The 529-nt window shown below is 52.7% G+C and carries 1 protein-coding gene and 1 pseudogene; both read left to right on the plus strand.

The window, feature by feature from the left end:
- Positions 1 to 180, plus strand: a pseudogene (locus tag GC098_RS39945) (hypothetical protein); the annotation flags it as partial.
- Positions 104 to 343: a DinB family protein gene (locus tag GC098_RS10550; protein WP_246358545.1), complete on the plus strand. Its 240-nt coding sequence runs from the start codon at positions 104 to 106 to the stop codon at positions 341 to 343. The pseudogene GC098_RS39945 and the gene GC098_RS10550, both read left to right, overlap by 77 nt.
- Positions 344 to 529 lie beyond the last annotated feature (186 nt).

Below are 529 nucleotides of genomic sequence, written 5' to 3' on the forward strand. Positions count from 1 at the left end.
ATCGCGGTCGCGGAACGGGGCTGGCTGTCCCGATTGCAGGGCAAGGGAAGCGCGCAATATTCGTTGTGGGAGGAAAACGGAAGACCTGACGGCGATCCGGACGATGTTCGAAGAGAACGCCGAGCAATATCGCGTCTATATCGAAGGGCTCGAGGAATCCGAGTTGGACGAGATGGTTGACTATGCGAACCAGAGCGGGGTTCCGTTCCGAACGTCCGCCTGGGATATCCTGTCGCAGGTCCTCTTACATAGGCAATATCACCGGGGACAGATCAACCGTGCACTTCGGATCGAATCGGCAGAGCCCGTCCAAGTCGATTACATCACGTTCGCGAGGATCTAACGGGGCCTAATAATCACCATCACTCGGAATGGGATTGGCATTGACCTAACGGGAAACGATAGTTCATTTACAACATGAAAAGGCAGCCATCCCAAGTGGATTGGTTGCCTTTTCTCAAGTAAACATTCCTGTAAGGCCTAAGATTTGGCCTTTGTCAAAAAAAGGAGCGCCTCGGTATGATGGGTT

It is taken from the genome of Paenibacillus phytorum, from assembly GCF_013141715.1.
Taxonomy (GTDB): domain Bacteria; phylum Bacillota; class Bacilli; order Paenibacillales; family NBRC-103111; genus Paenibacillus_E; species Paenibacillus_E phytorum.

Excerpts from the sequence above, each read along its gene's own strand:
- GC098_RS10550 (WP_246358545.1), top strand. The coding sequence starts at position 104 with ATGTTCGAAGAGAACGCCGAGCAATATCGCGTCTATATCGAAGGGCTC.